The organism is Achromobacter sp. 10T422 (assembly GCF_056394065.1).
In genome coordinates, this window is the sequence record NZ_JBFTHD010000003.1 from 227591 (window position 1) to 254546 (window position 26956).

At 65.5% G+C, this 26956-nt stretch carries 27 protein-coding genes; 1 reads left to right on the forward strand and 26 read right to left on the reverse strand.

Translation table 11 applies throughout. The features are described from left to right. Positions 1–14: 14 nt before the first annotated feature. From AC1DB0_RS08710 to AC1DB0_RS08810, 21 genes are all read right to left on the reverse strand, one after another. A complete protein-coding gene (locus tag AC1DB0_RS08710; RefSeq protein ID WP_054421039.1) occupies positions 15–365 on the reverse strand; it encodes a phosphoribosyl-ATP diphosphatase in 351 nt (116 codons plus the stop codon). Beyond that, positions 362–766: a phosphoribosyl-AMP cyclohydrolase gene (gene hisI, locus AC1DB0_RS08715; protein WP_054421040.1), complete on the reverse strand. Its 405-nt coding sequence runs from the start codon at positions 764–766 to the stop codon at positions 362–364. Before hisI ends, AC1DB0_RS08710 begins: the two co-directional genes overlap by 4 nt. 2 nt (positions 767–768) lie before the next feature. Beyond that, on the reverse strand, positions 769–1593 hold the full coding sequence (hisF, locus tag AC1DB0_RS08720; RefSeq protein ID WP_054421041.1) for an imidazole glycerol phosphate synthase subunit HisF: 825 nt from the start codon (positions 1591–1593) through the stop codon (positions 769–771). Further along, complete coding sequence (gene hisA / locus AC1DB0_RS08725) at positions 1590–2330, reverse strand: 1-(5-phosphoribosyl)-5-[(5-phosphoribosylamino)methylideneamino]imidazole-4-carboxamide isomerase (RefSeq protein WP_006224535.1); 741 nt, start codon at positions 2328–2330, stop codon at positions 1590–1592. Before hisA ends, hisF begins: the two co-directional genes overlap by 4 nt. 57 nt (positions 2331–2387) lie before the next feature. Beyond that, positions 2388–3086, reverse strand: a complete 699-nt coding sequence (hisH, locus tag AC1DB0_RS08730; RefSeq protein ID WP_054421042.1) for an imidazole glycerol phosphate synthase subunit HisH — start codon at positions 3084–3086, stop codon at positions 2388–2390. Between the two features lie 48 nt (positions 3087–3134). Beyond that, a complete protein-coding gene (gene hisB / locus AC1DB0_RS08735; protein WP_006216836.1) occupies positions 3135–3722 on the reverse strand; it encodes an imidazoleglycerol-phosphate dehydratase HisB in 588 nt (195 codons plus the stop codon). A gap of 1 nt (position 3723) precedes the next feature. After that, positions 3724–4830 carry a histidinol-phosphate transaminase gene (hisC, locus tag AC1DB0_RS08740; RefSeq protein WP_476758644.1) on the reverse strand — a complete coding sequence of 369 codons (1107 nt, stop codon included), beginning with the start codon at positions 4828–4830 and terminating at the stop codon, positions 3724–3726. After that, the gene (hisD, locus tag AC1DB0_RS08745) at positions 4827–6131 is read right to left on the reverse strand and encodes a histidinol dehydrogenase (RefSeq protein ID WP_054421044.1); all 1305 of its coding nucleotides are present in this window, start codon (positions 6129–6131) and stop codon (positions 4827–4829) included. The genes hisC and hisD overlap by 4 nt, the downstream gene beginning before the upstream one ends. A gap of 54 nt (positions 6132–6185) precedes the next feature. Further along, positions 6186–6860, reverse strand: a complete 675-nt coding sequence (gene hisG, locus AC1DB0_RS08750) for an ATP phosphoribosyltransferase (RefSeq protein ID WP_054421045.1) — start codon at positions 6858–6860, stop codon at positions 6186–6188. A gap of 76 nt (positions 6861–6936) precedes the next feature. Continuing rightward, positions 6937–8205 (reverse strand): UDP-N-acetylglucosamine 1-carboxyvinyltransferase, encoded by a 1269-nt coding sequence (gene murA / locus AC1DB0_RS08755; RefSeq protein WP_476757364.1) that lies wholly within the window; start codon positions 8203–8205, stop codon positions 6937–6939. Continuing rightward, positions 8205–8450, reverse strand: coding sequence for a BolA family protein (locus tag AC1DB0_RS08760; RefSeq protein ID WP_006216842.1), 246 nt, complete (start codon positions 8448–8450; stop codon positions 8205–8207). The genes murA and AC1DB0_RS08760 overlap by 1 nt, the downstream gene beginning before the upstream one ends. Before the next feature lie 5 nt (positions 8451–8455). Further along, positions 8456–9268, reverse strand: a complete 813-nt coding sequence (locus tag AC1DB0_RS08765) for an ABC transporter permease (RefSeq protein WP_342066316.1) — start codon at positions 9266–9268, stop codon at positions 8456–8458. Next, complete coding sequence (locus tag AC1DB0_RS08770; RefSeq protein ID WP_054421381.1) at positions 9265–10077, reverse strand: ABC transporter ATP-binding protein; 813 nt, start codon at positions 10075–10077, stop codon at positions 9265–9267. Before AC1DB0_RS08770 ends, AC1DB0_RS08765 begins: the two co-directional genes overlap by 4 nt. A gap of 175 nt (positions 10078–10252) precedes the next feature. After that, positions 10253–10882: an MlaC/ttg2D family ABC transporter substrate-binding protein gene (locus AC1DB0_RS08775; RefSeq protein ID WP_054421048.1), complete on the reverse strand. Its 630-nt coding sequence runs from the start codon at positions 10880–10882 to the stop codon at positions 10253–10255. A gap of 38 nt (positions 10883–10920) precedes the next feature. Beyond that, positions 10921–11721, reverse strand: a complete 801-nt coding sequence (locus AC1DB0_RS08780) for an MlaA family lipoprotein (protein ID WP_054421049.1) — start codon at positions 11719–11721, stop codon at positions 10921–10923. 80 nt (positions 11722–11801) lie between these two features. Beyond that, the gene (gene mlaD / locus AC1DB0_RS08785; RefSeq protein WP_054421050.1) at positions 11802–12293 is read right to left on the reverse strand and encodes an outer membrane lipid asymmetry maintenance protein MlaD; all 492 of its coding nucleotides are present in this window, start codon (positions 12291–12293) and stop codon (positions 11802–11804) included. Positions 12294–12305: 12 nt separating this feature from the next. Then, entirely contained in the window at positions 12306–13094 is a 789-nt protein-coding gene (gene mlaE / locus AC1DB0_RS08790; RefSeq protein ID WP_054421051.1) for a lipid asymmetry maintenance ABC transporter permease subunit MlaE, read from the reverse strand. Further along, the gene (locus AC1DB0_RS08795) at positions 13091–13927 is read right to left on the reverse strand and encodes an ABC transporter ATP-binding protein (RefSeq protein ID WP_175170678.1); all 837 of its coding nucleotides are present in this window, start codon (positions 13925–13927) and stop codon (positions 13091–13093) included. The genes mlaE and AC1DB0_RS08795 overlap by 4 nt, the downstream gene beginning before the upstream one ends. Positions 13928–14278: 351 nt before the next feature. Next, entirely contained in the window at positions 14279–15340 is a 1062-nt protein-coding gene (locus tag AC1DB0_RS08800) for an NAD(P)H-dependent flavin oxidoreductase (RefSeq protein ID WP_441371332.1), read from the reverse strand. Positions 15341–15357: 17 nt separating this feature from the next. Beyond that, positions 15358–16335 carry a Bug family tripartite tricarboxylate transporter substrate binding protein gene (locus AC1DB0_RS08805; protein ID WP_054421053.1) on the reverse strand — a complete coding sequence of 326 codons (978 nt, stop codon included), beginning with the start codon at positions 16333–16335 and terminating at the stop codon, positions 15358–15360. Positions 16336–16360: 25 nt separating this feature from the next. After that, complete coding sequence (locus tag AC1DB0_RS08810; protein WP_476757365.1) at positions 16361–17677, reverse strand: YbfB/YjiJ family MFS transporter; 1317 nt, start codon at positions 17675–17677, stop codon at positions 16361–16363. A 64-nt stretch (positions 17678–17741) separates the two neighbouring features. Here AC1DB0_RS08810 and AC1DB0_RS08815 point away from each other — a divergent pair, with 64 nt between their 5' ends. Further along, complete coding sequence (locus AC1DB0_RS08815; protein WP_054421055.1) at positions 17742–18611, forward strand: LysR family transcriptional regulator; 870 nt, start codon at positions 17742–17744, stop codon at positions 18609–18611. Positions 18612–18653: 42 nt separating this feature from the next. On the opposite strand, the gene AC1DB0_RS08820 is transcribed toward AC1DB0_RS08815, so the two are convergent. From AC1DB0_RS08820 to AC1DB0_RS08840, 5 genes are all read right to left on the reverse strand, one after another. Further along, positions 18654–19292: an OmpW/AlkL family protein gene (locus tag AC1DB0_RS08820; RefSeq protein ID WP_054421056.1), complete on the reverse strand. Its 639-nt coding sequence runs from the start codon at positions 19290–19292 to the stop codon at positions 18654–18656. Between the two features lie 135 nt (positions 19293–19427). Beyond that, positions 19428–19955, reverse strand: a complete 528-nt coding sequence (locus AC1DB0_RS08825) for a chromate transporter (protein ID WP_054421057.1) — start codon at positions 19953–19955, stop codon at positions 19428–19430. After that, entirely contained in the window at positions 19952–20524 is a 573-nt protein-coding gene (locus tag AC1DB0_RS08830) for a chromate transporter (RefSeq protein WP_476758645.1), read from the reverse strand. The genes AC1DB0_RS08825 and AC1DB0_RS08830 overlap by 4 nt, the downstream gene beginning before the upstream one ends. A gap of 193 nt (positions 20525–20717) precedes the next feature. Then, positions 20718–22184: a glutamate synthase subunit beta gene (locus AC1DB0_RS08835; protein ID WP_054421059.1), complete on the reverse strand. Its 1467-nt coding sequence runs from the start codon at positions 22182–22184 to the stop codon at positions 20718–20720. An 8-nt stretch (positions 22185–22192) separates the two neighbouring features. Then, positions 22193–26932: a glutamate synthase-related protein gene (locus AC1DB0_RS08840; protein ID WP_175170673.1), complete on the reverse strand. Its 4740-nt coding sequence runs from the start codon at positions 26930–26932 to the stop codon at positions 22193–22195. Positions 26933–26956: the final 24 nt, after the last annotated feature.

Genomic DNA, 26956 nt, shown 5'->3' on the forward strand with positions numbered 1-26956 from the left:
TCCGGGCTCCGTGGTCAGTCTTTGGGGCGGCTGGCCTTTTCCGCCAGGCCCGACAGGCCTTCGCGGCGGGCCAGTTCGGCCAGCACGTCTTCCGGCCGCAGGTTGAAGTGCGTCAGCGCGACCAGGCAGTGGAACCACAGGTCGGCGGTTTCGCTGACGATGCGGTCCGGCACGCCGTCTTTCGCGGCCATGACCAGTTCCGTGGCTTCTTCGCCGATCTTCTTCAGGAAGGAATCGGGGCCTTTGGCCAGCAGCTTGGCGGAATACGAGGCCGTGGGGTCGCCGCCATTTTCCGGGCGGCGGGTTTCCAGCGTGTCGGCGATGCGCGCCAGGATGTCGGCGGCGCTAAGGGTTTGATCGGTCATTTGTAGATCATTTCCGGGTCTTTGAGCACCGGGTCCACCGTTACCCACGACGCCTGGTCCGTCTGGCCTTCAAGGCGGCGGTAAAAGCAGCTGGCGCGGCCGGTGTGGCAGGCAATGCCGCCTTCCTGGTGGATTTTCAGCAAGATGACGTCGCCGTCACAGTCCAGGCGCAGTTCATGCACTTCCTGGATGTGGCCGGATTCCTCGCCCTTGCGCCACAGGCGTTTGCGCGACCGCGAGAAATACACGGCGCGCCCGGTGGCGGCGGTTTCGGCGAGCGCTTCGCGGTTCATCCAGGCCACCATCATGATCTGGCCGTTTTCGGCGTCTTGGGCGATGGCGGGGATCAGGCCGTTTTCGTCGAAGACGACGTCGGCCATCCAGGCGGGTTCAGTGCTCATGTTCAGGTATCCAGTCTTACGGCAATGCCTTGCTCGGCCATGAAGCGCTTGCATTCGCCAACGGTGTGTTGGCCGAAGTGGAAGATGCTGGCGGCCAGCACGGCGCTGGCGCGGCCGGTGGTGACGCCATCGGCCAGGTGCTGCAGGTTGCCCACGCCGCCCGAGGCGATGACGGGCACGGGCACGGCGTCCGACACCGCGCGCGTCAGTTCCAGGTCGAAGCCCGACTTGGTGCCGTCGCGGTCCATGCTGGTCAGCAGAATTTCACCCGCGCCATAGGCGGCCATGCGGCGCGCCCACGCCACGGCGTCCAGCCCGGTCGCCTTGCGGCCGCCGTGCGTGAAGACTTCCCAGCGCGCGGGTTCGCCCGCCGCCGACACGCGGCGCGCGTCGATGGCGACCACCACGCATTGCGAGCCGTGGTAATCGGAGGCGGCGCGAACCAGCTCCGGATTGGCCACGGCGGCGCTGTTGATGCTGATCTTGTCGGCGCCGGCATTCAGCAGACGCTGGATGTCCGACACCTGGCGCACGCCGCCACCCACCGTCAGCGGGATGAAGACTTGCGACGCCACCTGCTCGATGATGGGCAGGATCAGATCGCGGCCGTCGCTGGTCGCGGTGATGTCCAGGAACGTGAGCTCGTCTGCGCCCTGCTCGTTGTAGCGGCGGGCGATCTCGACGGGGTCGCCCGCGTCGAGCAGGTTGACGAAGTTCACGCCCTTGACGACGCGGCCTGCGGTCACGTCAAGGCAGGGAATGATGCGGCGGGTCAGCGCGCTTTGAACGGGCGCGCCGGCCCCGGGGGTGCTGCTGGAGGTGGTCATTTTGCCAATTCGTCGGCGCGAGCCTGGGCTGCCTGGAAGTCGAGCGTGCCTTCGTAGATGCTGCGGCCCAGAATGGCGCCTTCGACGCCCTCTTCTTCGACGGCGCACAGGGCTTCGATGTCCTGGATGCCGGCGATGCCGCCCGAGGCGTACACGGGAATGCGCACGTGTTGGGCCAGGCGCACCGTGGCTTCGACGTTGACGCCCGACAGCATGCCGTCACGGCCGATGTCGGTGTAGATAATGGCTTCGCAGCCGTAGTCTTCGAACTTCTTGGCCAGATCCAGCACGTCGTGGCGGGTCAGCTTGCTCCAGCCGTCGGTGGCGATCTTGCCGTCGCGGGCGTCCAGGCCAACGATGATCTGGCCGGGGAAAGCGCCGCAGGCGTCTTGCAGGAAGCCCGGGTTCTTGACCGCGGCGGTGCCGATGATCACGTAGGAGATGCCGGCGTCAAGGTAGCGTTCGATGGTGTCGAGGTCGCGAATGCCGCCGCCGATCTGGACGGGGATGTCGTCGCCGACAGCGTCCAGAATGGCCTTGATGGGCGCTTCGTTCTTCGGCTTGCCGGCAACGGCGCCGTTCAAGTCGACCAGATGCAGGCGGCGCGCGCCTTGGTCGAGCCAACGGGTGGCCATGGCGGCGGGGTCTTCGGAGAACACCGTTGCATCGTCCAGGTCACCCTGGCGCAGGCGCACGCAGCGCCCGTCTTTGAGATCGATGGCGGGGATCAGCAGCATGGTGGGCAGCAAAAAAGAAAGAGGGGTTGAATGGGCTGGAGCACGTGGACGCGAGGCCTACGGCTGCCAGTCTACAAAATTGCGATACAGGCGCAAACCGTGTTCGGCGCTCTTTTCGGGGTGGAACTGCACCGCGAAAATGTTAGCTGCCGCCACTGCGCAGGTAAAGGCGACGCCATAATCGGTTTCACCAACAATCAGGCCGGAATCATCCGGATCGGCGTAATAACTATGGACGAAATAGAAATGCGTGTCGTCCGGAATGCCGTCCCAGATGGGATGAGAGCGCGTCTGGCGCACTTTGTTCCATCCCATGTGCGGAACTTTCAGGCGTTCGGGGCGGGTGTCGGCCAGGCCTGCGGCGCCGGTGTCGGCCAGGCAGGCTTCGTCGTCGGCGGGGATCAGGTCGGCAAAGCGCGGGCCTGAAAAGCGGCGCACGACGCCGGGGAACAGGCCCAGGCACGACGTGCCGCCTTCTTCAGACGAGTCGAACAGCATCTGCTCGCCCACACACACGCCCAGCAGGGGCTTGTTGCGGGCGGCGCGCACGACGGCTTCGCGCAGGCCGGATTCATTCAGGGTGCGCATGCAGTCCGCCATGGCGCCCTGCCCGGGAAACACCACGCGGTCAGCGGCGTCGATGTCTTGGGGCTGGTTGCAGATGCGGATGTCCGCATCGGGGGCGGCGAACGTCAAGGCGCGTGCGACGGAGTGGAAATTGCCCATTCCATAGTCGACGATGGCGATAGTGGTCACTTCTTTCTGCCTGGTGCGAGGATTACGCGGACGGGAGTGAACGGAACGTCACAGCACGCCTTTGGTCGAGGGCACGACATCGCCCATGCGCGGGTCGACTTCCATGGCCATGCGCAGCGCGCGGCCACAGGCCTTGAACACGGTTTCGGCCTGGTGGTGGGCGTTGAAACCGCGCAGGTTGTCGATGTGCAGCGTGATCAGCGCGTGGTTGACCAGGCCCTGGAAGAATTCACGCGTCAGGTCGACATCGAAATTGCCGATGTGGGCGCGGGTGAACGGGATGTGATATTCCAGGCCGGGGCGGCCCGAGAAGTCCACCACGACGCGCGACAGCGCTTCGTCCAGCGGCACGTAGGCGTGGCCGTAGCGGCGCAGGCCGGCCTTGGTGCCCACGGCCTTGGCGATCGCCATGCCCAGCGTGATACCCACGTCTTCCACCGTGTGATGCGCATCGATGTGCAGGTCGCCCTCGGCCTTGATGTCCAGGTCGATCAGGCCGTGGCGCGCGATCTGGTCCAGCATGTGGTCCAGGAAGGGCACGCCCGTGTCGATGGTCTGCTTGCCGGTGCCATCAATGTTGATGGCCACGCGGATGCGGGTTTCGTTGGTGTTGCGGGTGATTTCTGCGGTACGCATGTTAAGCACTCAAAATCTCTTGCAAGGCAGCCAGCAAGGCGGCGTTCTCGGCCGGGGCGCCCACCGAGATGCGCAGGCAGTTCGCCAGGAGCGGATGGGCGTTGGAGAAGTTACGAATCAATATTTTGCGCGTTTTCAGCGCAAGATGCACGGCGTTGCCGTCCAGCTTGCCGGAAAAGCGGGCGAGTACGAAGTTGCCGGCGGAAGGGAATACCCTGACGCCGGGCAAGGCGGCCAATGCGGCGGCCAGCGGTGCGCGGTCGGCGCGCAGGCGCGCAGCCTGCTCGTCCAGCACGTTCTTGTGGCGCAGCACCGTCATCAGCGTGGCTTGCGTCAGCACGTCCAGGTTGTAGGGCGGGCGCACCTTGTTCAGTTCGGCGATCCAGGCGGGGTGGCCGGCCAGATAGCCGAAGCGCAGGCCCGCCAGGCCAATCTTGGACACCGTGCGCATGACGACGACGTTGGATGCGTCCAGCACCTCGGGCATCCAGCTGCGGTCGGCAAAGGGCTGATAGGCCTCGTCCAGCACCACCAGGCCGGGCGCGGCGTTGACGATCGCCTGCACGTCGGCGTCGGACCAGATCCCGCCCGTGGGGTTGTTGGGCACCGCCAGGAACACCACCTTGGGCTGGTGTTCGCGGATGGCGGCCAGCATGGCCGGCAGATCCAGCGCCAGGTCGGCGGTCAGCGGCACGCCCACGAAACGGGCGTGATCGAAGCGCGCCGCCATATCGAAATAGACGAACGACGGCCACGGTGACATCACCACGTCGCCGGGTTCGCAGCACGCCTGCACGATGATGTGGATGAGCTCGTCAGAGCCGTTGCCAAACAGCACGTCGGCCGCGTCCGGTACGCCAAAGCCGGCCTTCACCGCCTGTTGCAAGGCGGTGAGGTCGGCGGCGGGATAGCGGTTCAGCGGCGTGTCGCGCACGRCGCGCGCGATGTCGTCGCGCACCACTTCTGGCAGCTCGTACGGGCATTCCATCGCGTCCAGCTTGATACAGCCTTCAGCGTGGGCGACCGGGTACGCGGCCAGTTCGCGGATGTCGGCGCGAACCGTGCCCTGGATGCGGCCAGCGACGTCTGCCGCCGGGGCCGCGCTCATGGCTTGTCGATCCGGTACTGGGCGCTGGCGGCGTGGGCTTGCAGGCCCTCGCCCAGCGCCAGTTCGGCGGCGATGCGGCCCAGCGTTTGCGCGCCTTGGTGCGAAACCTGGATCAGGCTCGAACGCTTCTGGAAGTCGTACACGCCCAGCGGCGACGAAAAGCGGGCCGTGCGCGACGTGGGCAGCACGTGGTTGGGACCCGCGCAGTAATCGCCCAGCGATTCCGAGCTGAAGCGGCCCATGAAAATCGCGCCAGCGTGGCGGATCTTGGCCGTCCAGATTTCGGGTTGTTCGGTGGAAATTTCCAAGTGCTCGGGGGCGATGTCGTTGGCGATCTCGCAGGCTTCTTCCAGGCTTTGGACCTGGATCAGCGCGCCGCGGTTGGCCAGGCTGACGCGCAGAATGTCGGCGCGCGGCATCGTGGGCAACAGGCGTGCGATGGCGGCTTCCACTTCTTCAATGAAGGCGGCGTCCGGGCACAGCAGGATGGATTGCGCCAGTTCGTCGTGCTCGGCTTGCGAGAACAAGTCCATGGCGATCCAGTCGGCCGGCGTCTTGCCGTCACAGATGACCAGAATTTCGCTGGGGCCGGCGATCATGTCGATGCCCACCACGCCGAACACGCGGCGCTTGGCGGCGGCGACGTAGGCGTTGCCCGGGCCGACAATCTTGTCCACGGCGGGAACGGTATCGGTGCCATAGGCCAGCGCGCCCACGGCTTGCGCGCCGCCGATGGCGAACACGCGGTCCACGCCGCCAATGGCGGCCGCGGCCAGCACGATGGGGTTGCGCACGCCGTCGGGCGTGGGCGTGACCATGATCAATTCAGGCACGCCCGCGACCTTTGCCGGAATGGCGTTCATCAGCACTGACGACGGGTACGCGGCCTTGCCGCCCGGCACGTACAGGCCCACGCGGTCAAGCGGCGTGACCTGCTGGCCCAGCAAGGTGCCTTCGGCGTCGGTGTATGTCCAGGTCTCGGCGCGCTGGCGTTCGTGGTAGCTGCGCACGCGGTCGGCGGCGGCTTCCAGCGCGTTGCGCGTGGCGGCGGGCAGCGCGGCCAGCGCGGCATGCCAGTCGGCCTTGGGAATTTCCAGCGTGTCGGCCGATGCGGCGGGCATGCGGTCAAAGCGCTGCGTGTATTCCACCAGCGCGGCGTCGCCGCGGGTGCGCACGTCGGCCAGAATGCCGGCGGCGGCGCGGTCGATGGACTCGTCCTCGGCGGCCTCGAAGGCCAGCAGCTTGGACAGGGCGGATTTGAATCCGGGATCGCGGGAGTCGAGACGATTGATCAGGGCCATGGCGTCATGGAGCAAAGCAGAAAGCGGCCGCCGCGGCATCGCGGCGGGCGGGGGTCAGGCGTTGCGGGAGGCGGCTCTTTCGAAGGCGTCCAGCAAGGGTTGCAGGCGGGCGCCGCGGGTCTTCAGTGCGGCCTGGTTGACGATCAGGCGCGATGAGATCGGCATGACGTCTTCCACCGCGACCAGGTCATTGGCGCGCAGCGTGCCGCCGGTGGACACCAAGTCCACGATGCAGTCGGCCAAGCCCACGAGCGGCGCCAGTTCCATCGAACCATACAGCTTGATGATGTCCACGTACACACCCTTTGCCGCAAAGTGTTCACGGGCTGAGTGCACGTACTTCGTGGCCACGCGCAGGCGTGCGCCTTGGTGCACGGCGCCTTCATAGTCAAAGCCGTTGCGCACGGCCACGGCCAGGCGGCACTTGGCGATGTTCAGGTCGATGGGCTGATACAGGCCGCCGGGCTGTTCCTTGGCGTGCTCGATCAGCACGTCTTTGCCCGCGATGCCCAGGTCGGCCGCGCCGTACTGCACGTAGGTCGGCACGTCGGAGGCGCGCACGATGATCAGGCGCAGGCCAGGGTCGCTGGTCGGCAGGATCAGTTTGCGCGAGCTTTCGGGGCTCTCGGTTACTTCGATGCCGGCTTCAGCCAGCAGCGGCATGGTTTCTTCAAAAATCCGGCCCTTGGACAGTGCCAGGGTCAGGGGTTTCGTCGTGGCATCGTTCATTGCAGAGCCGCCTCAAAATGAACGGGCCCCCTCGGGGGGCAGCAAGCCGAAGGCGCAGCGTGGGGGCTATTACTTTTCATGCCTGTTCCTTGGCGGTAACGCGTTGGATGTTCGCGCCCAGGGCGCGCAGTTTGACTTCCATCTGGTCGTAACCCCGATCCAGATGGTAGATGCGGTCGACCAGCGTATCGCCGTCGGCGGCCAGGCCGGCGATGACGAGGCTGGCGGAGGCGCGCAGGTCGGTGGCCATGACGGTGGCGCCAGACAGGCGCTTCACGCCGCGCACAATCGCGGTGTGGCCGTCGATGTCGATATCGGCGCCCATGCGGCGCAGTTCCTGCACGTGCATGTAGCGGTTTTCGAAGATGGTCTCAACAATCACTGACGTGCCATCGGCCACGGCGTTCAACGCCATGACCTGGGCTTGCATGTCGGTGGCGAAACCCGGGTATTCATGTGTGCGCAAGCCCACGGCCTTGGGGCGCGTGGACATGGCGCCGCGAATCCAGTCGGGGCCGGTTTCGATGGTAAGGCCGGCTTCAACCAGCTTGTCCAGCGTGGCGCCCAGGATGACGGGGTCGGTGTTCTTCAGCAGGATGTCGCCGCCCGCCGCGCCCACCGCGCACAGGAACGTGCCGGCTTCGATGCGGTCGGAAATGACGCGATGTTCCGCGCCGTGCAGGCGTTCAACGCCGTCGATCACGATGCGGTCGGTGCCGTGGCCCTGGATGCGGGCGCCCATCTTGATGAGCAGTTCGGCCAGGTCCACCACTTCGGGTTCGCGCGCGGCGTTTTCCAGCACGGTCTGGCCGTCGGCCAGCACGGCGGCCATCAGCAGGTTTTCAGTGCCGGTGACGGTGACCATGTCGGTGCGGATGGACGCGCCCTTCAGGCGCTTGGCGCGCGCGACCACGAAGCCGTGTTCGATGCTGATCTCGGCGCCCAGCGCGGCCAGGCCCTTGATGTGCTGGTCCACCGGCCGCTGGCCGATGGTGCAGCCGCCCGGCAGGCTCACGCGCGCTTCGCCGAAGCGGGCCAGCAGCGGGCCCAGCACCAGGATCGATGCGCGCATCGTCTTGACCAGGTCGTACGGGGCTTCCAGATTGTCGACGCGGTCGGCCTGCAACATGACGACGCCATCCGTGCCGCGCTCGGCGCGCACGCCCATGCGGCCCAACAGGCGCAGCATGGTGGCCGTGTCATTCAGGTGCGGCACGTTGGCCAGCGTCAGCACATCGGCGGTCAGCAAGCCGGCGCACAGAATCGGCAAGGCCGAATTCTTCGCGCCCGAAATCGAGATCTCGCCGTGCAGCTGCGCGCCGCCGGTGATGCGGAGCTTATCCATCACTTGCCTGCTTGCTGGTATTCATCCGGCGTCAGTGTGCGCATCGACAAGGCATGGATTTCGGCCTTCATGCGGTCGCCCAAGGCGGCGTAAACCAGTTGATGGCGCTGGATCAGGCGCTTGCCTTCGAAGGCGGCGCTGACGATGACGGCATCGAAATGCGAACCGTCGCCTTGCACGTCAAGATGTTCACAGGACAGGCCGTCCGCGATGTATTGGCGGACTTGCGCGGGAGTGGGAAGCATGGACGTCAATTCCTGAGTTTGTAGCCGCTGGCCAGAAGCCGCAGTGCATAAAGCGATAGCGCCAGGAACACCCCCGTCACGACTGCCAGGCTGCGCCACGGCGAGACGTCCGACACCGAGAAGAATCCGTAGCGGAAGCCGTCGATGGCGTAGAAGATGGGGTTCCAGTGGGACACGCTTTGCCAGAAAGGCGGCAAGGTGTGAATGGAATAGAACACGCCGGACAGGAAGGTCGCGGGCATGATCAGGAAATTCTGGAAGGCGGCCAGCTGGTCGAACTTTTCAGACCACAGGCCCGCGACCACGCCCAGCACGGCCATGATGCCGCAGGACAGCACCGCGAAGACCAGCAGCCACAGCGGGTTTTCGGGCACCAGCGACACAAAGCACAGCGCCACGAACCACACGAACAGGCCAACGGTAAGGCCGCGCACCACGGCCGCCAGCACGAAGGCGCCGAAGATGTCGCGGTGCGACAGCGGCGGCAGCAGCATGAAGACGAGATTGCCCGTGATGCGGCTTTGGATCAGTGATGAAGACGGGTTGGCGAATGCGTTCTGCAGCATGCTCATCATCATGAGGCCGGGGATCAGGAACGCGGTGTACGGCACGGTGCCATAGACCATCAAGCGCCCTTCCAGCACATGCGCAAAGACCAGCAGGTACAGCAGCGCCGTGATGACGGGCGCGGCAATGGTCTGAAAACCGACCTTCCAGAAGCGCAGCAATTCCTTGCGCAGCAGGGTCGGAAAGCCGGAGCCCGCGTCCAGGCGGGGCTGCACCAGCGGTTGGCTGGCGGTCGCGATGGGCGGCGTCATGACGAAATCTCTTCAGGTTGCAGGGCGGGCTCGGCGGGTTCGTCGCCTTGGTGCATGATGCGCACGAACGCGTCTTCCAGGTCGACGCCGCCGACGCGGGCCATCAGCGCCTGCGTGGTGTCCAGCGCCACGACGCGGCCGCGCTTGAGCATGGCGATGCGGCCGCACAGGGCTTCCGCTTCTTCCAGGTAGTGCGTGGTCAGCATGATGGTGTGGCCGGCCTTGTTCAGGCGCGAAATGAATTCCCACAGCGTGCGGCGCAAGTCGACATCCACGCCCGCGGTGGGCTCGTCCAGCACGATGACCGGCGGGCGGTGCACCAGCGCCTGCGCCACCAGCACGCGGCGCTTCATGCCGCCAGACAGCGCGCGCATGTTGTTGTTGGCCTTGTCGGCCAGGCCCAGGTTGAACAGGATCTCGTCGATCCAGTCATCGTTGTTGCGCAGGCCGAAGTAGCCGGACTGGATGCGCAGCGTTTCGCGCACGGTGAAGAACGGGTCGTAGACCAGCTCTTGCGGCACGACGCCCAGCGCACGCCGTGCCGACTTGTAGTCGGACACGACGTCGTATCCACAGACGCTCGCGCGGCCAGACGTGGCATGGGCCAGGCCGGCAAGAATCGAGATCAGTGTGGTTTTGCCCGCGCCATTGGGGCCGAGCAGGCCGAAGAACTCGCCGTGCTCGATGTTCAGGCTGACGTTGTCCAGCGCCTGGAAGCCGGGGGCGGGCGTGCGCCCGAGCAGCTTCTGCCAGCCGCGGGTGCGCGGCGAGTAGATCTTGGAGACGTTTTCGAGACTGACGGCTGACATGACGGCGGGGGGATGCCCGGAAAAGAGCGAATTGATCATTATATAAGCGCGCCGTGACGGCAAGCGCCTATGGCCCCGGGAGCCGTGTGGGAGTCGGGTGTTATCCGTCCCCGAAATAATCGGCCCGGCGGGCCTTGAAGGGCGCGCCGGGCCGGAAGCAGCCGGAACCGCGGAATTACTGATTGCGCTGGTTCAGCGCCTTGATCAGGCCGTCGATACCGTTCTGGTTGATCTGCTGCGCGAACTGGTTGCGGTAGTTCTCGATCAGCCAGATGCCTTCGACGTTCATGTCGTAGATCTTCCAGCCTTGCGGCGTTTTTTCCAGGCGGTAGTCCACGCCCGTCGGCTGGCCGTTGCCCTGGCTGATCAGCGTGCGAACGACGACGTCGTCGGCCTTGGGGTCGCCACGGAACGGCAACGCCTTGACCGTGGTGCTGGGCGTGACGCGGGTCAGCGCGCCGCTGTAGGTACGCACCAGCGTGCCGCGAAACGCGTCGGCCAGCGCCGTCTTTTGCGGATCGGAAGCCTGGCGCCAGTAGCGGCCAGCGGCCAGGCGCGTCGTCTTCTGGAAGTTGACGTACGGCAGGATGTGCTGGTTGACGACTTCGTTGATGCGCGCGGTGTTGCCGGCTTTGACGGACCCGTCGGCTTTGAGCACGTCCAGCGCTTCGTTGGCGGTCGCGACGACGAATTGGTCAGGCGGGCCGTTGGGGTCGGGTTTGGCCTGTGCGGCGCTGGCGGCGGCAAGGCCGACGAGGCCTGCGAAAGTCAGGCGCTGCAACAGGGAAACAAAAGCAAATCGCATTAAAACTCCTTACTGTACCGATGAACGCAAGCCACAGCTTACTTGGTGGCGGGCGCAGGCACGGGGGCGGCCTTGCCGGCGGCAGGGGCATCGCCCTCGTCGTCTTCGTAGTTGGGCAGCGCATCTTCGTCGTTCACGCGCTGGCCCAGGACCATGGCGTTGCGGCGTTGCAGATACGCGTCGCGGATGAAGCTGTACGGGTCGAGCGCCACGCGGTCGATGGTGTCGGTGGCGTTCAGCAGGCTGGCGCGGGTGTCGACCAGACGCAGGCCCCACAACGAGTTGCGCAGGCGCACGTTGTCGATGGAGTCGATGCCCATGTAGCCGTAGGTGGTGCCGGCGAAGTCGCCGACCAGGCCCGCGCCGTCACGTACCGTCGACGAACCGAAGAACGGCAGCACCAGGTACGGGCCTTGGCTGAAGCCCCACACGCCCAGGGTCGTGCCGAAGTCGTTCGGGATCTTGCGCGCGCCGTTGGCCGAGGCAACGTCAAAGCAGCCGCCCACGCCCATGGTGGTGTTGAACAGGAAGCGGCCCAGCGTGTTCACGAAGTCGTGCCCGCGGCCTTGCAGGAAGCTGTTCGTGCCTGACCAGAGGTCGGTCATGTTGCTGAAGATGTTGTGCACACAGCTGCGCACGGGCTGCGGCGTGACGAAGGTATAGGCCTGAGCCACCGGCTTGAACACTGCGCGGTCGACCGTGTCGTTGAACTTGTAGACGCCCCGGTTGAAGCCTTCCCACGGATCGCGCGGATCGGGGTTCTGCGGCGCGGCGCAGCCGGCCATCAGGGCACCCGCCGCCGCGATGGTGGCAATTCGGGAAAGTGCGTTCTTGTTCATGATCAGGACATCCCTATCAACGATTCTTATGATATTGCGAAGGCGAAGCGAGGCCTGTTACGGCGTCTTTCGCATCGTCTTTAATTTGGTGCTTTTGCGGGCTCGGACGACGCCCCTTGCTTCTCGGCGGAGCCATACAGGAACTGGCTGATCAGCTGTTCCAGCACAACCGCGCTCTGTGTATAGCGGATTTTTCCGCCGTCGGTAAAGTTCTCTTCTTCGCTGCCCGCCGTCAGGCCCAGGTACTGTTCGCCCAGCAGACCCGACGTGAGAATCGACGCCGACGTGTCCTTGGGGAACTGATAGGCCTTTTCCAGATTCACCGAGACGACGGCCTGGAAGGTCTTGTCGTCGAACGTAATGCTGGACACGCGGCCCACCACGACGCCGGCGCTTTTCACCGCGGCGCGCGGCTTGAGGCCGCCTACATTATCGAAGTTGGCCGATAAGGTATAGGTCGGGGCGAAGGAAAAGGTGCTGAGGTTGCCAGCCCGCAACGCCAGGAACACCAGCGCGACCGCGCCCAGCAGTACAAACAGGCCTACCCAGAAGTCGGTTTTTTCGCGTGACATGATCGATCCGTTTCAATTTCCAAACATCAAGGCGGTGAGCAGGAAGTCCAGCCCAAGTACCGCCAGGGAACCCACCACCACGGTGCGCGTGGTGGCGCGCGCCACGCCTTCGGGCGTGGGCTTGGCTTGCCAGCCTTCGTAAAGCGCAACCAGCGTGACGGTGATGCCGAACACCACGCTCTTGATGACGCCGTTGGCCACGTCGTTCCAGACATCCACGCCGCTTTGCATCTGCGACCAGAAGGCGCCCGCGTCCACGCCGATCATCACGACGCCGACGACCCAGCCGCCCAGAATGCCCACCATCGAGAACACCGCCGCCAGAATGGGCATGGCGATGATGCCGCCCCACAGGCGCGGCACCAGCACGCGGCGAATGGGGTCGACGGCCATGACTTCCATGGCCGACAGTTGTTCGCCCGCTTTCATCAAACCGATTTCTGCGGTCAGCGAGGTGCCGGCGCGGCCGGCAAACAGCAGCGCCGTCACGACGGGGCCCAGTTCACGCACCAGCGACAGCGCAACCAGCAGGCCCAGCGCTTCTTCGGAGCCGTAGCGGTTCAGCGTGTAATAGCCTTGCAGCCCCAGCACGAAGCCCACGAACATGCCGGACACGGCAATGATGAGCAGCGAGTAGTTGCCGATGAAGTGAACTTGTTGCGACACCAGGCGCGGCCGCGAGAACACGATGCCGCTGCGCGCCAGCATGCCGCCAAAGAACCGGGTGAAGTAGCCGATGCCGCCGACTTGCTTGCGCACCCAGCCGCCCATTGCGCCAATGGCGTTGTTGGAACCGCTCATGTTTTGCGCCCTTTCTGTGCGGAAAGCCACTTTTGAAAAGCGGGCGTTTCGGGGTACTGGAACGCGACCGGGCCGTCGGGTTCGCCTTTCAGGAACTGCTGAACATACGGGTCTTGCGACGCCGACAGCGTTTCGGGCGTGCCCGAGGCGGCCAGCTTGCCCTGCCCGACCAGATACACCCGGTCGGCAATGGCGAAAGATTCCTGGACGTCGTGGGTGATCAGCACCGACGCGCAGCCCAGGCGATCGGCCAGGTTGCGGATCAGATTGGCGGTGATGCCCAGCGAGATCGGGTCCAGCCCGGCGAACGGCTCGTCGTACAGAATGAGTTCGGGTTCCAGCACGACGGCGCGGGCGAGCGCCACGCGGCGCGCCATGCCGCCAGAGATTTCGGACACCTTCAGGTGCGCGGCGGCGCGCAGGCCAACCGCGTCAAGTTTGTCCAGCACGCGGTCGGTGACGTCGGCTTCGGTCAGCTTGGTGTGCTCACGCAGCGGAAACGCCACGTTTTCGAAGACGTTCAGGTCGGTGAACAGCGCGCCCTGCTGGAACAGCACGCCCATGCGCTTGCGCAGGGATTGCAGTTCGTCGGGCGTGGCGCGGGCGATGTCCTGCCCAAACGCGATTACCTGGCCCTGCTGGGCGACGAGCTGGCCAGTGGCCGCGCGCAACAGCGTGGTCTTGCCCGAGCCAGAGCCGCCCATGATGGCGACCACCTGGCCCGCGCGCACGTCCATGGATATGTCGCGCAACACGGTGAAATCACCGTAGCCGAGCGCCACACCGTCCAGGCGCAGGGCAAATTCCGGGGTGCTGCTTGATTGAGCGGGCATGGGCAACGAAAGGGTGTTTCGGTGGCGGAGCTTGCCCTGTTGCCTTGCAGGCTCGCGAGACGGAAAACCGATGCGGCGGGGCAAGACAGGCGGCTGCGGGAAGCGCCCGGTTACTCAGGTGCCGGGGCCAAGGCGGACTCGGGCTCCCAGCGGCGAGGCGCCATTGTAGCCCGACGCTTTGCAATCACAACGCGACAGGCCGCCGGTGGAACAGTGTTTTCGGCATCAGGGACAATCCGGCCGGCCCCGATCAGCCGTGATGCGCCCAGATCCGCCCTGATCCACCCCTATCCGCCCTGATCCGCGCCGTGGGCGCGCCAGGGCGAGGGGCTGCGGCCAGAGATCGAGCCCCTAGCGGCGCGTTTGCGCGGCCTGGGTTTCCCGGGCCAGACGCTGGATCAGGTTCGCCGTGGATTCGCGCCGGGCCAGCGGTGCGCCCTGGCCCGCCCACAGGGACAGTACGTTGATATTGGCCGCCTTGCCGCCCGCCGTGCGCATGGGCCGCGTCAGGGCGTTCTGCAAGGGATACGGCAGGATATCGCCGGCGATGGCGTCGGCGTCGCGCATGAAGGCATTAGCTATCCCCCGCGCCGGCCGGCCGGAAAATGCCCGGGTCAGGCGGGATTGCTCGGACCGGGACGCCGGCAGCACCGCCTTATAGGCGTCGATGATGCCGCACTCGTCTGTCGTCAGGAAGGCCGTCCCCATTTGAACAACGTCCGCGCCCAAGGCGAGCGCCGCGGCGATACCGCGGCCGTCCATGATGCCGCCCGAGGCAATCACCGGTATCGACACCGCATCCGCCACTTGGGGCACCAGCGCCATGGTGCCGATCAGCGATTGTTCGAATTCATCGAGGAAGGTCCCACGGTGCCCGCCAGCTTCTGCGCCCTGGGCGACGACGGCATCCACGCCGTCCTGCTCCAGCGCCACCGCTTCGCGCACGGTCGTGGCGGTGCCGACGGTCAAGATGCCCAATTCCCGGCAACGCGCCAGCACGTCCGGCGCAATGCGGCCAAAGGTGAAGCTGAACACCGCCGGGCGCAGCCGCAGGATGGCGTCGATCTGGCCGGGCAGCGGGTCGGCCTGCGGGCCGGGCATGGCCGGGGCCGGCAGCCCCAGCTGTTCGTGGTAGCGGGCCACCAGCGCCAGCATCCGGCTGGCGTCGCCCTGCATCGGCACGTCCGGCACCGACGCGAACAGGTTGATGGCGAACGGACGCGCGGTACGGGCGCGGATGCCGTCCACGGCGGCTTCGATCTGCTCGGCGGTCAGGTAAGCCGCCCCGAGCGATCCCAAGGCCCCCGCTTTCGATGCTTCAGACACCAACTCCACCGTCGTGGCGCCGCCCGCCATGGGCGCCTGGATGATGGGGTGGTCCAGCTTCAGAAGATCAAGCAATCGGGTGGCCATGGGAAGACTCCTCGTGGTTATTGAAGCTGGATGTTTCCAGCCTTGATGACGTGGGCCCACTTATCGGTTTCGCTCTTGATGAAAGCCGCGAACTCCTCGGGCGTGCCGCCGCCGGCCTGGCTGCCGGTGTCGGCGATGGCTTTTTGCACATCCGGCTCTTTCAGAATCCGGTTGAACTCGCTGTTCAGGCGGGCAATGATCGGCGCGGGCGTACCGGCCGGGGCGACGATGCCCTGCCAGTTGTATGACTCAAAGCCGGGCAAGCCGGATTCCGCCATCGTCGGCACGTCGGGCAACACGGCCAGACGCTTGGCGGACGTGACGGCAATGGGGTGGATCTTGGCGCCCTGGATGGCCGGCAAGGCCGAGTAGCCCATTTCGAACATCATCGAGATGTGGCCGCCCATCAGGTCGGTTGCGGCCAGGCTGCCGCCCTTGTACGGCACGTGCACGATGTCGATCTTGGCCTGCTCACGGAACATTTCGCCCGACAGGTGATGCGCGCCGCCCACGCCCGACGAGCCAAACGACAGCTTGTTCGGTTCCTTCTTGGCCAGCGCGATCAGGTCGGCCAGCGTCTTGACCGGCAGTTCATTGTTCACGCTCAGCACCAGCGGGCTGTTCTCGATCAGGATGATCGGGGCCAGGTCCTTTTGCGGGTTGTACGGCATTTCCTTCATCAGCGACGGGTTCACCGCCATGGGGGCGAGGTTGCCCGTGCCGATGGTGTAGCCGTCAGGCGCCGCCTTCGCGATCAGGTTGGTGCCGACCACGCCGCCTGCGCCCGCCTTGTTCTCGACCACGATGGGCTGGCCCAGCGATTCGCCCAGCTTGCGCGCCAGCAGCCGCACGCGCGTGTCGGCAAAGCCGCCCGGCGCGTAGGGCACGATCATCGTGATGGGTTTGGCGGGCCAGTCGGCGGTCTGGGCTTGCGCGGCGCCGCTGAAGGCGGCAACGGCCGCCAACGCGGCGATCAGGGGGCGCAGTGATTTCATGCTGGGTGACTCCTCTTTCTCTTCTCTAATGTGTACGGCCTTGGGGGCCGATCGCATTATGCCCAGCACCGCTGCCGGCTGTCGTGACTTTTCCCAAGCCCCAGGCCGATAGCGCCAGCAACGCCGCGCCCGCGCCCAGCACCTGCGGCAGCCCCGCGCCCCAGTGCGCGGCCCATGACGCCAACAGCGGCCCCAGGATCTGGCCGGCGGCAAAGGCGGCCGTCATGACGGCGGCGGCGCGCGGTGCGGCGGCGCCTGCGGTGCGCCGCGCGGTCAGAATGCCGGCCTGCGTGATCACCATGAAGGTGCCGCCCACCAGCAATGCCGCCACAATGACAGCGGCGATGTGGTGCCACAGCGCCACCGTCAGCATGCCCAGCGCCATCAGCGCCTGCGCTGCCTGCCAGACACGCTTTTCATCGCGCGCCCGCGCCAGCCGGGGAACCAGCAGGCATGACACCGCCGCCGCCAGCCCGAACAGCGGCCATGCCCAGCCAAAGATGGCGGGGTCCGGAAAGATCTCCTTGGCCATCGCCGGCAGGAAGGTGGCCGGAATGATGTAGCCGACGCCGAACACGCCGTAGTGCAGCGCCAGTTGCCCGATGGCGGGCGGCAGGCGGGTGGCGGCGGGCGTGGGGTGTGACGTGGAGTGGGGCGTGGAGTGGGGCGTGGAGTGTGGCGTGGAATGGGTCGCGGCGTTGGGCGTGGTTGCCGTGGAAGCCGCCGCGCGCACCTGCGCCACAGGCTGGCGCAAGCCCGGCCACGCCATCAGGGACAGAGCCAGCGTCAACCCGCCCAGCGTCAGCCACATGCCGTCGGCGCGCACCTGCCCCGCCATCAACGCCAGACAAACCAGGCCAGTCAGCGCGATGCCCGCGCCCACGCCGGCGTAAGTCACCGCCGACGCGCCCGCTTCGCGCGGGTCTCCCGCCGGCACGGGCCGCCACGCCGCCACGCAAATGAAGGCGCTGGCGCTGGCGTAGCCCGCCGCCAGACGCAGCGCGCACCAGACGGCCACGTTGTGAAACAGCGGCATCGCCAGCGTCAGCACGGCCACCGCCAACAGGCTGACCGCCAATTGGCCGCGCAACCGGCGCACGGGCCATGCCACGGCGGCCAGCGCGCCCAGCAGATAGCCGGCGTAGTTGGCCGAGGCGATCCACCCGCCCTGCGCCAGCGACAACCCTCCTTCCTGTGCCATCAGCGGCCACACCGGCGTGAAGGCGAATCGCCCAATGCCCATCGCGGCCGCAAGCGCCAGCGCGGCGGGCCAGGCCAGGCGGGCGGGGCCACGCAGGTCAGCAACGGAATCGGACACAGAAGGGTAAGCAGGCGTTGACATACGCCCACTCTACGGCTGTACTTATATCTTGAATAATGAATTATTCAGAACATAGGTTCTTGAAATGAGAAACTTGGATCTCGACGCGTTGCAGATTTTCAAGGCGGTGGCCGATCAAGGCGGCGTGGCGCGCGCCGCCCAGCACCTGAACCGGGTGCAGTCCAACGTGTCGACCCGCTTGAAGCAGTTAGAGGCCTCGCTGAACGCCCCGCTCTTTCGGCGTCAAAACCGTCGGCTGGTGCTGTCTGACCAGGGCCGCGTGCTGCTGTCATACGCCGACCGTCTGCTGCGTTTGTCAGACGAAGCACAAGCCGCCGTGCGGGATGGCGCGCCTCAGGGCGTGTTGCGCATTGGCACCATGGAAAGCACGGCGGCCGCGCGCCTGCCGCCCATTCTGGCGGCCTATCACGCGGCCTGGCCGCAGGTGGGCATTGAACTGGTCACGGGCACATCGGGCGCGCTGGCGGCCAAGGTGCGCAACTTTGAGATCGAAGCGGCGTTCGTGGCCCAGCCATTTCCGGCCGAGGGGCTGGCCACCCTGGACGCCTTCCAGGAAGACCTGACGTTGATTTCACCCTTGGCATGGGGCGCCATTGCCAGCCCGCGCGATCTGGGCGACCGCAGCGTCATTGCGTTTGCCGCGGGGTGTTCGTACCGCCGCATTCTGGAATCGTGGCTGAACCACGAAGGCGTGGCGGCGGGCCGGGTGATGGAGTTTGCGTCGTATCACGCCATCGTGGCGTGTGTGGCGGCGGGGTCAGGCGTGGCCATCGTGCCGCGTTCGGTGCTGGCCGTGCTGGGGGCGGAGCATTCCGTTTGCGTCAGCGCACTGACGGGCCCTTATGCCACCGCCCTGACCCAGCTGGTCTGGCGCGCGGACGATGACTCGCCCGCCCTGCAAGCCTTGCGCCAACAGTTGCAGGCGCCGCGCTGACGCCATGCGGTTGCAAGCGGCATCAGCGCGCAACCGCAATCGTTAGAAGCGATAGCCGACGCCCAGCGTCGCCACCCACGGATCGATGCGCGCGGTGCCGATGTGCTGGCCGTCCAGCTTCACCTTCGACTTGATGTCGATGTAGCGGATGTCCGCGTTCATGAACCAGCGTTCATTGATCTTGAAGTCCGCGCCCAGTTGCGCGGCCACGCCCCACGAGTCGCCCATCTTCAGGTCGGAACCCTTCAACGCGCCTTCGGCCTTGGTGTCGAAGAAGTGCGTGTAGTTGATGCCGACGCCGATGTACGGCTGGATCATGCTGTCGGGAAGGATGTGCCATTGCAGGCTGAGCGTGGGCGGCAGTTGCTTGCTGGAGCCGATCTTGCCTAGGCCGCTGCCGCTGACATCGTGCTGGAACGGCCATGCGCCCAGCAGTTCGATACCGATGTTGCGCGTCACCATGTAGCCCAGCGTGAAGCTCGGGCGCACGTTGTTGTTGGCGTCGAGCTTGACGCTGCCGTCGAGCACGGTGCCGTTGTTGGAGGCGGGGCGAACCTGCGTCACGCCAACTCGGAACAACACGTCGCCGGCCTCATGGGCATGCGCGGGAGCGGCGAGTGCGCCAGCTGCGATCAGGCCGGCGATGGCGGTGGCGCGGATACGCCCATTCAGCGAAAACATTTTTCTTCTCCGATCTTTCCATGAGGGTGAGACGACAGGTTCTCAGAGCAGGCACCGGGCCCGATTGATATGTGTCAAACCGTGAAAAGATGCGGAACGCGCCGTGGCGGCTCGGCAACAGGAATGAGACCAGTCCTACCCCAACGCCACAAAAAATATCCCCGCGCCCAATCCCAACATGATGAACGGACTGACCCGCGTATACACAAGCGCCGCGGTCGACAACGCCGCCACGGCCCACGCCCACGCGCCGCCTTCGGCTGCGCGCAAGATCGTGCATGACGACGCCAGGATCATGCCCGCCGCCACCGGCACCAAGCCTGCTTCAATGGCACGAATGCACGTCGTGCGCCGGTACCTTGCCCACACGCGCGCCAGCGCATAGATCAGCAGCGAACACGGCAGGAAGATGGCTATCGACGCAGCAATTGCGCCCGCCCAGCCGCCCACATGCCAGCCGATCAGCGTCACCAGCAACGATGCCGGGCCGGGCGTGATGCGCGACAGTGCGAAGTAATCCAGGAACTGCGCGTCGTTGATCCAGCCATAGCTGTCGACCGCCTGGCGATGGATATCGGGCAGGATGCTCTGGCCGCCGCCCACCGTCAAAAACGACAGCGGCGTGAACACCGAAAACAGATCATGCAGCGTCGCCATATTCATTTGCGCGGCTCCTGGCGGCGGATGCGCGTGTAGGCAATGAAGATCGACAGCGGCGCCATTGCGCCCACCACCCACAGCAGCGGMAGACGCAGCAGAAAGATCGCGGCGAAGGTCGCGCCCATGATTGCCGCTGGCACYCAGCCGATCAGCGCACGGCGCGCCGCACGCAAGCCTGTTTGCAGCGACACGCCCACCGCCGCTGCGGCCACGCCGGCCATCGCTACATGCAGCCCGTGCGACTGCGCCATGCTGGCAAATAGCGCCGCCAGCGCAATCGCCACCAGCATTGGCGGCACGGTGATGCCCAGCCCGCCCAGCAAGGCGCCTGGCCCGCCGCGCAAGCGGAACCCGATCCAGATCGCCAGGTTCACGACATTCACGCCGGGAAAGGACTGCGCCAGCGCCAGTCCCGACAGGAAATCGGATTCCGACATCCATCGCCGCTGCTGCACGAATTCACGCATCATCCAGCCGCTTAAGCCGCCGCCAAAACTGGTCAGGCCGACTTTGGTGAACGCCAGAAAAATCTGCGGCAGCGTGGGCGGAGCAGCGAGTGTGTCGTGGGACATGGTGGCCAGAAAAGCGCGCGATGGCGCAGGGTTCCCACGTGCGTGCACGCAGGGGATTCCGCAGGGGTTTTCCGCGGTGGCTTGGTACGGCCTCACATCTTACGGAAACGAAAATGTCGGCTGCCTGAAAAGCATTCGCCGCCTTGGCGCAGGGGGCGCGAAGGCGGCGAATGGGGTTCGTCAGAACCGAAGATCAGCGCGGCAGTTCGCTGCTGCCCATCAGGTAAGCGTCCACCGAACGTGCGCACTGGCGGCCTTCGCGGATGGCCCAGACCACCAGCGACTGGCCACGGCGCATGTCGCCTGCAGCGAACACCTTCTCGACGTTGGTGCGGTAGTCGTCGGTGTTGGCACGCACGTTGCCGCGCGCATCGCGATCCACGCCGAAGGCATCCAGCACGGTTTGCACCGGCGACACGAAGCCCATGGCCAGCAGCACCAGGTCGGCCTTGATCTCAAACTCCGAGCCTTCGACTTCGCGCATCTTCATCTGGCCGGTGGCCTCGTCCTTGAACCACTCGACGCGCGCGCCGACCAGTTTTTCGACCTTGCCATTGCTGCCCTTGAGCAGCTTGGTGGTCACGGACCAGTCGCGGTCGCAGCCTTCTTCGTGCGACGACGACGTGCGCATCTTCAGCGGCCAGTACGGCCACGTCATGGTCTTGTTTTCAGACTCGGGCGGCTGAGGCATCAGTTCGAATTGCGTGACCGAGGCCGCGCCGTGGCGGTTGCTGGTGCCCACGCAATCGGAACCCGTATCGCCGCCGCCAATCACGATCACATGCTTGCCCTTGGCCAGCGTCTGGTCGGTCAGGCGGTCGCCGGCGACGGCCTTGTTCTGCTGGCGCAGGAAGTCCATGGCGAAGTACACGCCCGACAATTCACGGCCCGGCACCGGCAGGTCGCGCGGGGTTTCCGAACCGCCGGTCATGACGACCGCGTCGAATTCGGCCTTCAGCGATTCCGGCGTGCGCACCGTCAGGCCATCGGCCACGGGGTCTTTCGGGTTGCCGATGTAAGTGGACGGCGCAAACTCTACGCCTTCGGCTTCCATCTGCGAGATGCGGCGGTCGATCTGGTGCTTTTCCAGCTTGAAGTCGGGGATGCCATAACGCAGCAGGCCACCGATGCGGTCGCTCTTTTCGAACAGCGTCACGGAGTGGCCCGCGCGCGCCAGCTGCTGCGCGCACGCCATGCCGGCGGGGCCGGAGCCCACCACCGCAACCTTCTTGCCCGTCTTGCGCGCCGGCACCAGCGGGGCGACCCAGCCTTCGGCCCAACCCTTGTCGATGATGGCGTGCTCAATGGACTTGATGCCTACGGCGTCGCTGTTGATGTTCAAGGTACAGGCGGCTTCACACGGCGCCGGGCAGATGCGGCCCGTGAACTCCGGGAAGTTGTTCGTGGAGTGCAGCACGTCCAGCGCGCGGCGCCAGTCCTGCTTGTAAACCAGATCATTCCAGTCGGGGATGATGTTGTTGACCGGGCAGCCGTTATTGCAGAACGGGATGCCGCAGTCCATGCAGCGCGCAGCTTGCTGCTTGGCCTGGTCATCGGTCAGGTGCAGCACGAATTCGCGCCAGTTCTTCAGCCGCTTCTGCGGGGCCTCGGAGGCCTCCTGCAGACGCTGAAATTCCATAAAGCCGGTAATCTTTCCCATGGTATCCCTCACGCAGCCAGTTGTTGCTGGTTGGCTGCACGCCACATTTCACCCAATGCGCGACGGTAGTCCGTCGGCATGACCTTTACGAATTTGCCGCGCGAAGCTTCCCAGTCGCCCAGGATCTCGCGGGCGCGGTAGCTGCCGGTGTAGCGGAAGTGATCTTCCACCAGGCGGCGCAGGATGGTTTCATCCGTCTCGCGTTCGCCACCGCGCTGCGCGCTGTGCCAGATGTCGATATTGTTCAGCGCTTGCTGCTCTGCATGCGGCGCCACGCCTTCCAGTTCAACCATCGACAGGTTGACGCGGTGCTTGAGCGTGCGCTCCGGGTCCCACACATAGGCCACGCCGCCCGACATGCCGGCTGCGAAGTTGCGGCCCGTGGCGCCCAGCACCACGACCGTGCCGCCCGTCATGTATTCGCAGCCGTGGTCGCCCGTGCCTTCGACCACCGTCGCCGCGCCCGAGTTACGCACCGCGAAACGTTCGCCGGCCACGCCGTTGAAGAACGCTTCGCCTGCCAGCGCGCCATACAGCACGGTGTTGCCGGCAATGATGTGGTCGGGGCCGAAGCCGCGGAAGTCGTTGGGCGAGCGCACGATGATGCGGCCGCCGGACAAGCCCTTGCCGACGTAGTCGTTGCCTTCGCCCACCAGGTCCATCGTGATGCCGTGCGCCAGGAACGCGCCGAAGCTTTGGCCGGCGGTGCCGTTGCACTGAATGTGGATGGTGTCGTCGGGCAGACCGTCGTGGCCGTAGCGCGAGGCCACGGCGCCCGACAGCATGGCGCCGATCGTACGGTTGCGGTTGCGCACCGGCACGATGAACGACACCTTTTCGCCACGTTCCAGCGCGGGGCGGCTGCGGTCGATCAACTGGTGATCCAGCGCGCCGGCCAGGCCGTGATCCTGCTCTTCGGTCTGACGCACATCGGCGTCGGATTGCGTTTGATGGAACACGCGGGCGAAGTCCAGCCCTTGCGCCTTCCAGTGCTCAACGCCCGAACGCATGTCCAGCAGATCGGCGCGGCCGATCAGGTCGTCGAACTTGCGGATGCCCAGCTGCGCCATGATTTCGCGGACTTCTTCGGCGATGAAGAAGAAGAAGTTCACGACGTGTTCCGGCTTGCCCTGGAATTTCTTGCGCAGGACGGGGTCTTGCGTGGCCACGCCCACCGGGCAGGTGTTCAGGTGGCACTTGCGCATCATGATGCAGCCTTCAACGACGAGCGGCGCCGTCGCGAAACCGAATTCATCAGCGCCCAGCAGCGCGCCGATGACGACGTCGCGGCCGGTCTTCATCTGGCCGTCGGCCTGCACGCGGATGCGGCTGCGCAGGCGGTTCAAGACCAGCGTCTGTTGCGTTTCGGCCAGGCCCAGTTCCCAAGGCGTGCCCACGTGCTTGATGGACGACACCGGGGATGCGCCCGTGCCGCCGTCATGGCCGGCGATCACGACGTGGTCAGCCTTGGCTTTGGCGACACCAGCGGCCACCGTGCCCACGCCCACTTCGGACACGAGCTTGACCGACACCGACGCCTTGGAATTCACGTTCTTCAGATCGTGGATCAGCTGAGCCAAGTCTTCGATGGAATAGATGTCGTGGTGCGGCGGGGGCGAAATCAGGCCCACGCCCGGCACCGAATAACGCAGCTTGGCGATGTATTCCGACACCTTGTGGCCGGGCAGCTGGCCGCCTTCGCCGGGCTTGGCGCCCTGCGCCATCTTGATCTGGATCTGGTCGGCCGACGACAGGTACTCGGCCGTCACGCCAAACCGGCCCGACGCCACCTGCTTGATCTTCGAGCGCAGCGAATCGCCCTTCTTCAGCACGACGTCGGCTTCGATGCGGTCCGAACCCAGCAGCGAGGCCAGCGTGTCGCCGTCCTTGATGGTGCTCTTGCCTTCGCGCATTTCGGCGCGGTAGCGCAGTTCATCTTCGCCGCCTTCGCCGGTGTTCGACTTGCCGCCGATACGGTTCATGGCAACGGCCAGCACCGAGTGCGCTTCGGTCGAGATCGAACCCAGCGACATGGCGCCCGTGGCAAAGCGCTTGACGATGTCCTTGGCCGATTCCACGTCATCCAGCGGGATGGCGCGCGACGGCTCGAAGCGGAATTCGAACAAGCCGCGCAAGGTCATGTGGCGACGGCTTTGGTCGTTGATGATCTGCGCGTATTCCTTGTACGTGCGGTAATTGTTGGCGCGCGAGGCGTGCTGCAACTTGGCGATGGAATCCGGCGTCCACATGTGCTCTTCGCCGCGCACGCGGTAGGCGTATTCGCCGCCTGCCTCCAGGTCGTTGGCCAGCACCGGGTCGGTGCTGAAGGCGGCGCGATGCTGGCGCAGCGCTTCTTCGGCCACTTGGAAGATGCCGATGCCTTCGATGTTGGACGACGTGCCCGTGAAGTACTTGTTCACCAGGTTGCTTTGCAGGCCCACGGCTTCGAAGATCTGCGCGCCGGTGTAGGACATGTAGGTCGAAATGCCCATCTTGGACATGACCTTGTTCAAGCCCTTGCCGATCGCCTTGATGAAGTTCTTCACGGCCTTTTCGGGGTCATTCATCTTGCCCAGGGATTCCAGCGCCAGGTAGGGGTGAATGGCTTCGGCGCCGTAGCCGCCCAGCAGCGCAAAGTGGTGCACTTCGCGCGCCGAACCGGTTTCCACGACTAGGCCGGTGTTGGTGCGCAGGCCGGCGCGGATCAAGTGCTGGTGGACGGCCGAGGTGGCCAGCAGCGCGGGGATGGCCACGCGCTCGCTGTCGACCAGGCGGTCCGACACGATCAGGATGTTGTAGCCGCTTTGCACGGCATCAACGGCGCGCGCACACAGCGCGGCCACGCGGGCTTCAATGCCCTCGGGGCCCCAGGCGGCGGGGTACGTGATGTCGAGTTCGAAGCTGCGGAATTTCTTGCCCGTGACTTGCTCGATGTCGCGGATCTGCGCCATGGCGGCGAAGTCCAGCACCGGCTGGGACACTTCCAGACGCAGCGGCGGGTTGACGTTATTGATGTCCAGCAGGTTGGGCTTGGGGCCGATGAACGACACCAGCGACATCACCAGCTGTTCGCGGATGGGGTCGATGGGCGGGTTCGTGACCTGCGCAAACAGTTGGCGGAAGTAGTTGTAGAACGGCTTGGCGCGGTCAGACAGCACGGCCAGCGGGGCGTCGTTGCCCATCGAGCCGATCACTTCTTCGCCGGTGGACGCCATGGGTTCCAGGATGAACTTGTAGTCTTCCTGGGTCCAGCCGAAGGCTTGCTGGCGGTCCAGCAGCGACACGGCCGATTGCGTGGCAACGGCCACCTGACGCGGCGCGGGCAGCGATTCCAGCTTGATCTGCAGGCGTTCGATCCACTGGCGGTACGGGCGGCTGTTCGCCAGTTGCAGCTTGATCTCGGCGTCGTCGATGATGCGGCCTTGTTCCAGGTCGATCAGGAACATCTTGCCCGGCTGCAGGCGCCACTTCTTGACGATGCGGTTTTCGGGAATCGACAGCGTGCCGGCTTCGGATGCCAGGATGACCATATCGTCATCAGTGACCAGATAGCGGGCAGGGCGCAGGCCATTGCGGTCCAGCGTGGCGCCGATCTGGCGGCCATCGGTGAAGGCAACCGCGGCGGGGCCGTCCCACGGCTCCATCATGGCGGCGTGGTATTCGTAGAACGCGCGGCGCGACTCGTCCATCTGCGTGTGCTGTTCCCAGGCTTCCGGGATCATCATCATCATGGCGTGGGCCAGCGAGTAGCCCGAATTCACCAGCAGTTCCAGGCAGTTGTCGAACGTGGCGGTGTCCGACTGGCCTTCGTAGACGATGGGGTACAGCTTCTTCAGATCGTCGCCCAGCACGGCCGACTGCATCATGCCTTCGCGGGCGCGCAGCCAGTTGAAGTTGCCCTTGACCGTGTTGATTTCACCGTTGTGCGCAATCATGCGGTACGGGTGGGCCAGCGGCCAGGCGGGGAACGTGTTGGTCGAGAAGCGCTGGTGCACCAGCGCCAGGGCGGACACCGTGCGGGTGTCGGCCAGGTCGCGGTAGTAGCGGCCAACCTGGTCGGCCAGCAGCAGGCCTTTGTAGACCACGGTGCGCACCGATGCCGACGGCACGAAATATTCCTTGCCGTGAGCCAGATGCATGTTCTGGATGGCGTGGCTGGCGGTCTTGCGGATCACGTACAGCTTGCGTTCCAGTGCGTCCGGCACCATCACGTCGGCGCCGCGGCCGATGAACAGCTGGCGGATCACGGGCTCGCAATCGCGCACGGTGGGCGACATGGGCATGTCGACGTCCACCGGCACATTGCGCCAGCCCAGCACCACTTGGCCTTCCGCGCGCACCGAGCGTTCCAGCTCTTGCTCACAGGCCAGGCGCGAGGCGGTTTCCTTGGGCAGGAACACCATGGCCACGCCGTACTCGCCCGGAGGCGGCAGGATGATGCCTTGCTGGCTGAGTTCGTCGCGGTAGAGCGTGTCCGGAATCTGAATCAGGATGCCCGCGCCGTCGCCCATCAGCTTGTCCGCACCGACCGCGCCGCGGTGGTCCAGGTTTTCCAGGATCTTCAGACCCTGCTGGATGATCGCGTGGCTTTTCTTGCCCTTGATATGCGCAACAAAACCAACGCCGCAGGCGTCATGTTCGTTCTTGGGGTGGTAGAGCCCTTGAGCCGCAGGCAAACCGATGCGGCTGGCATCGATAGGGGTCGCCTTGGGGGTGGGACAGGATTCGATCGGGGTAATTTGGGGCATGGCGCGCTCCGCAGTGAGCCTGCG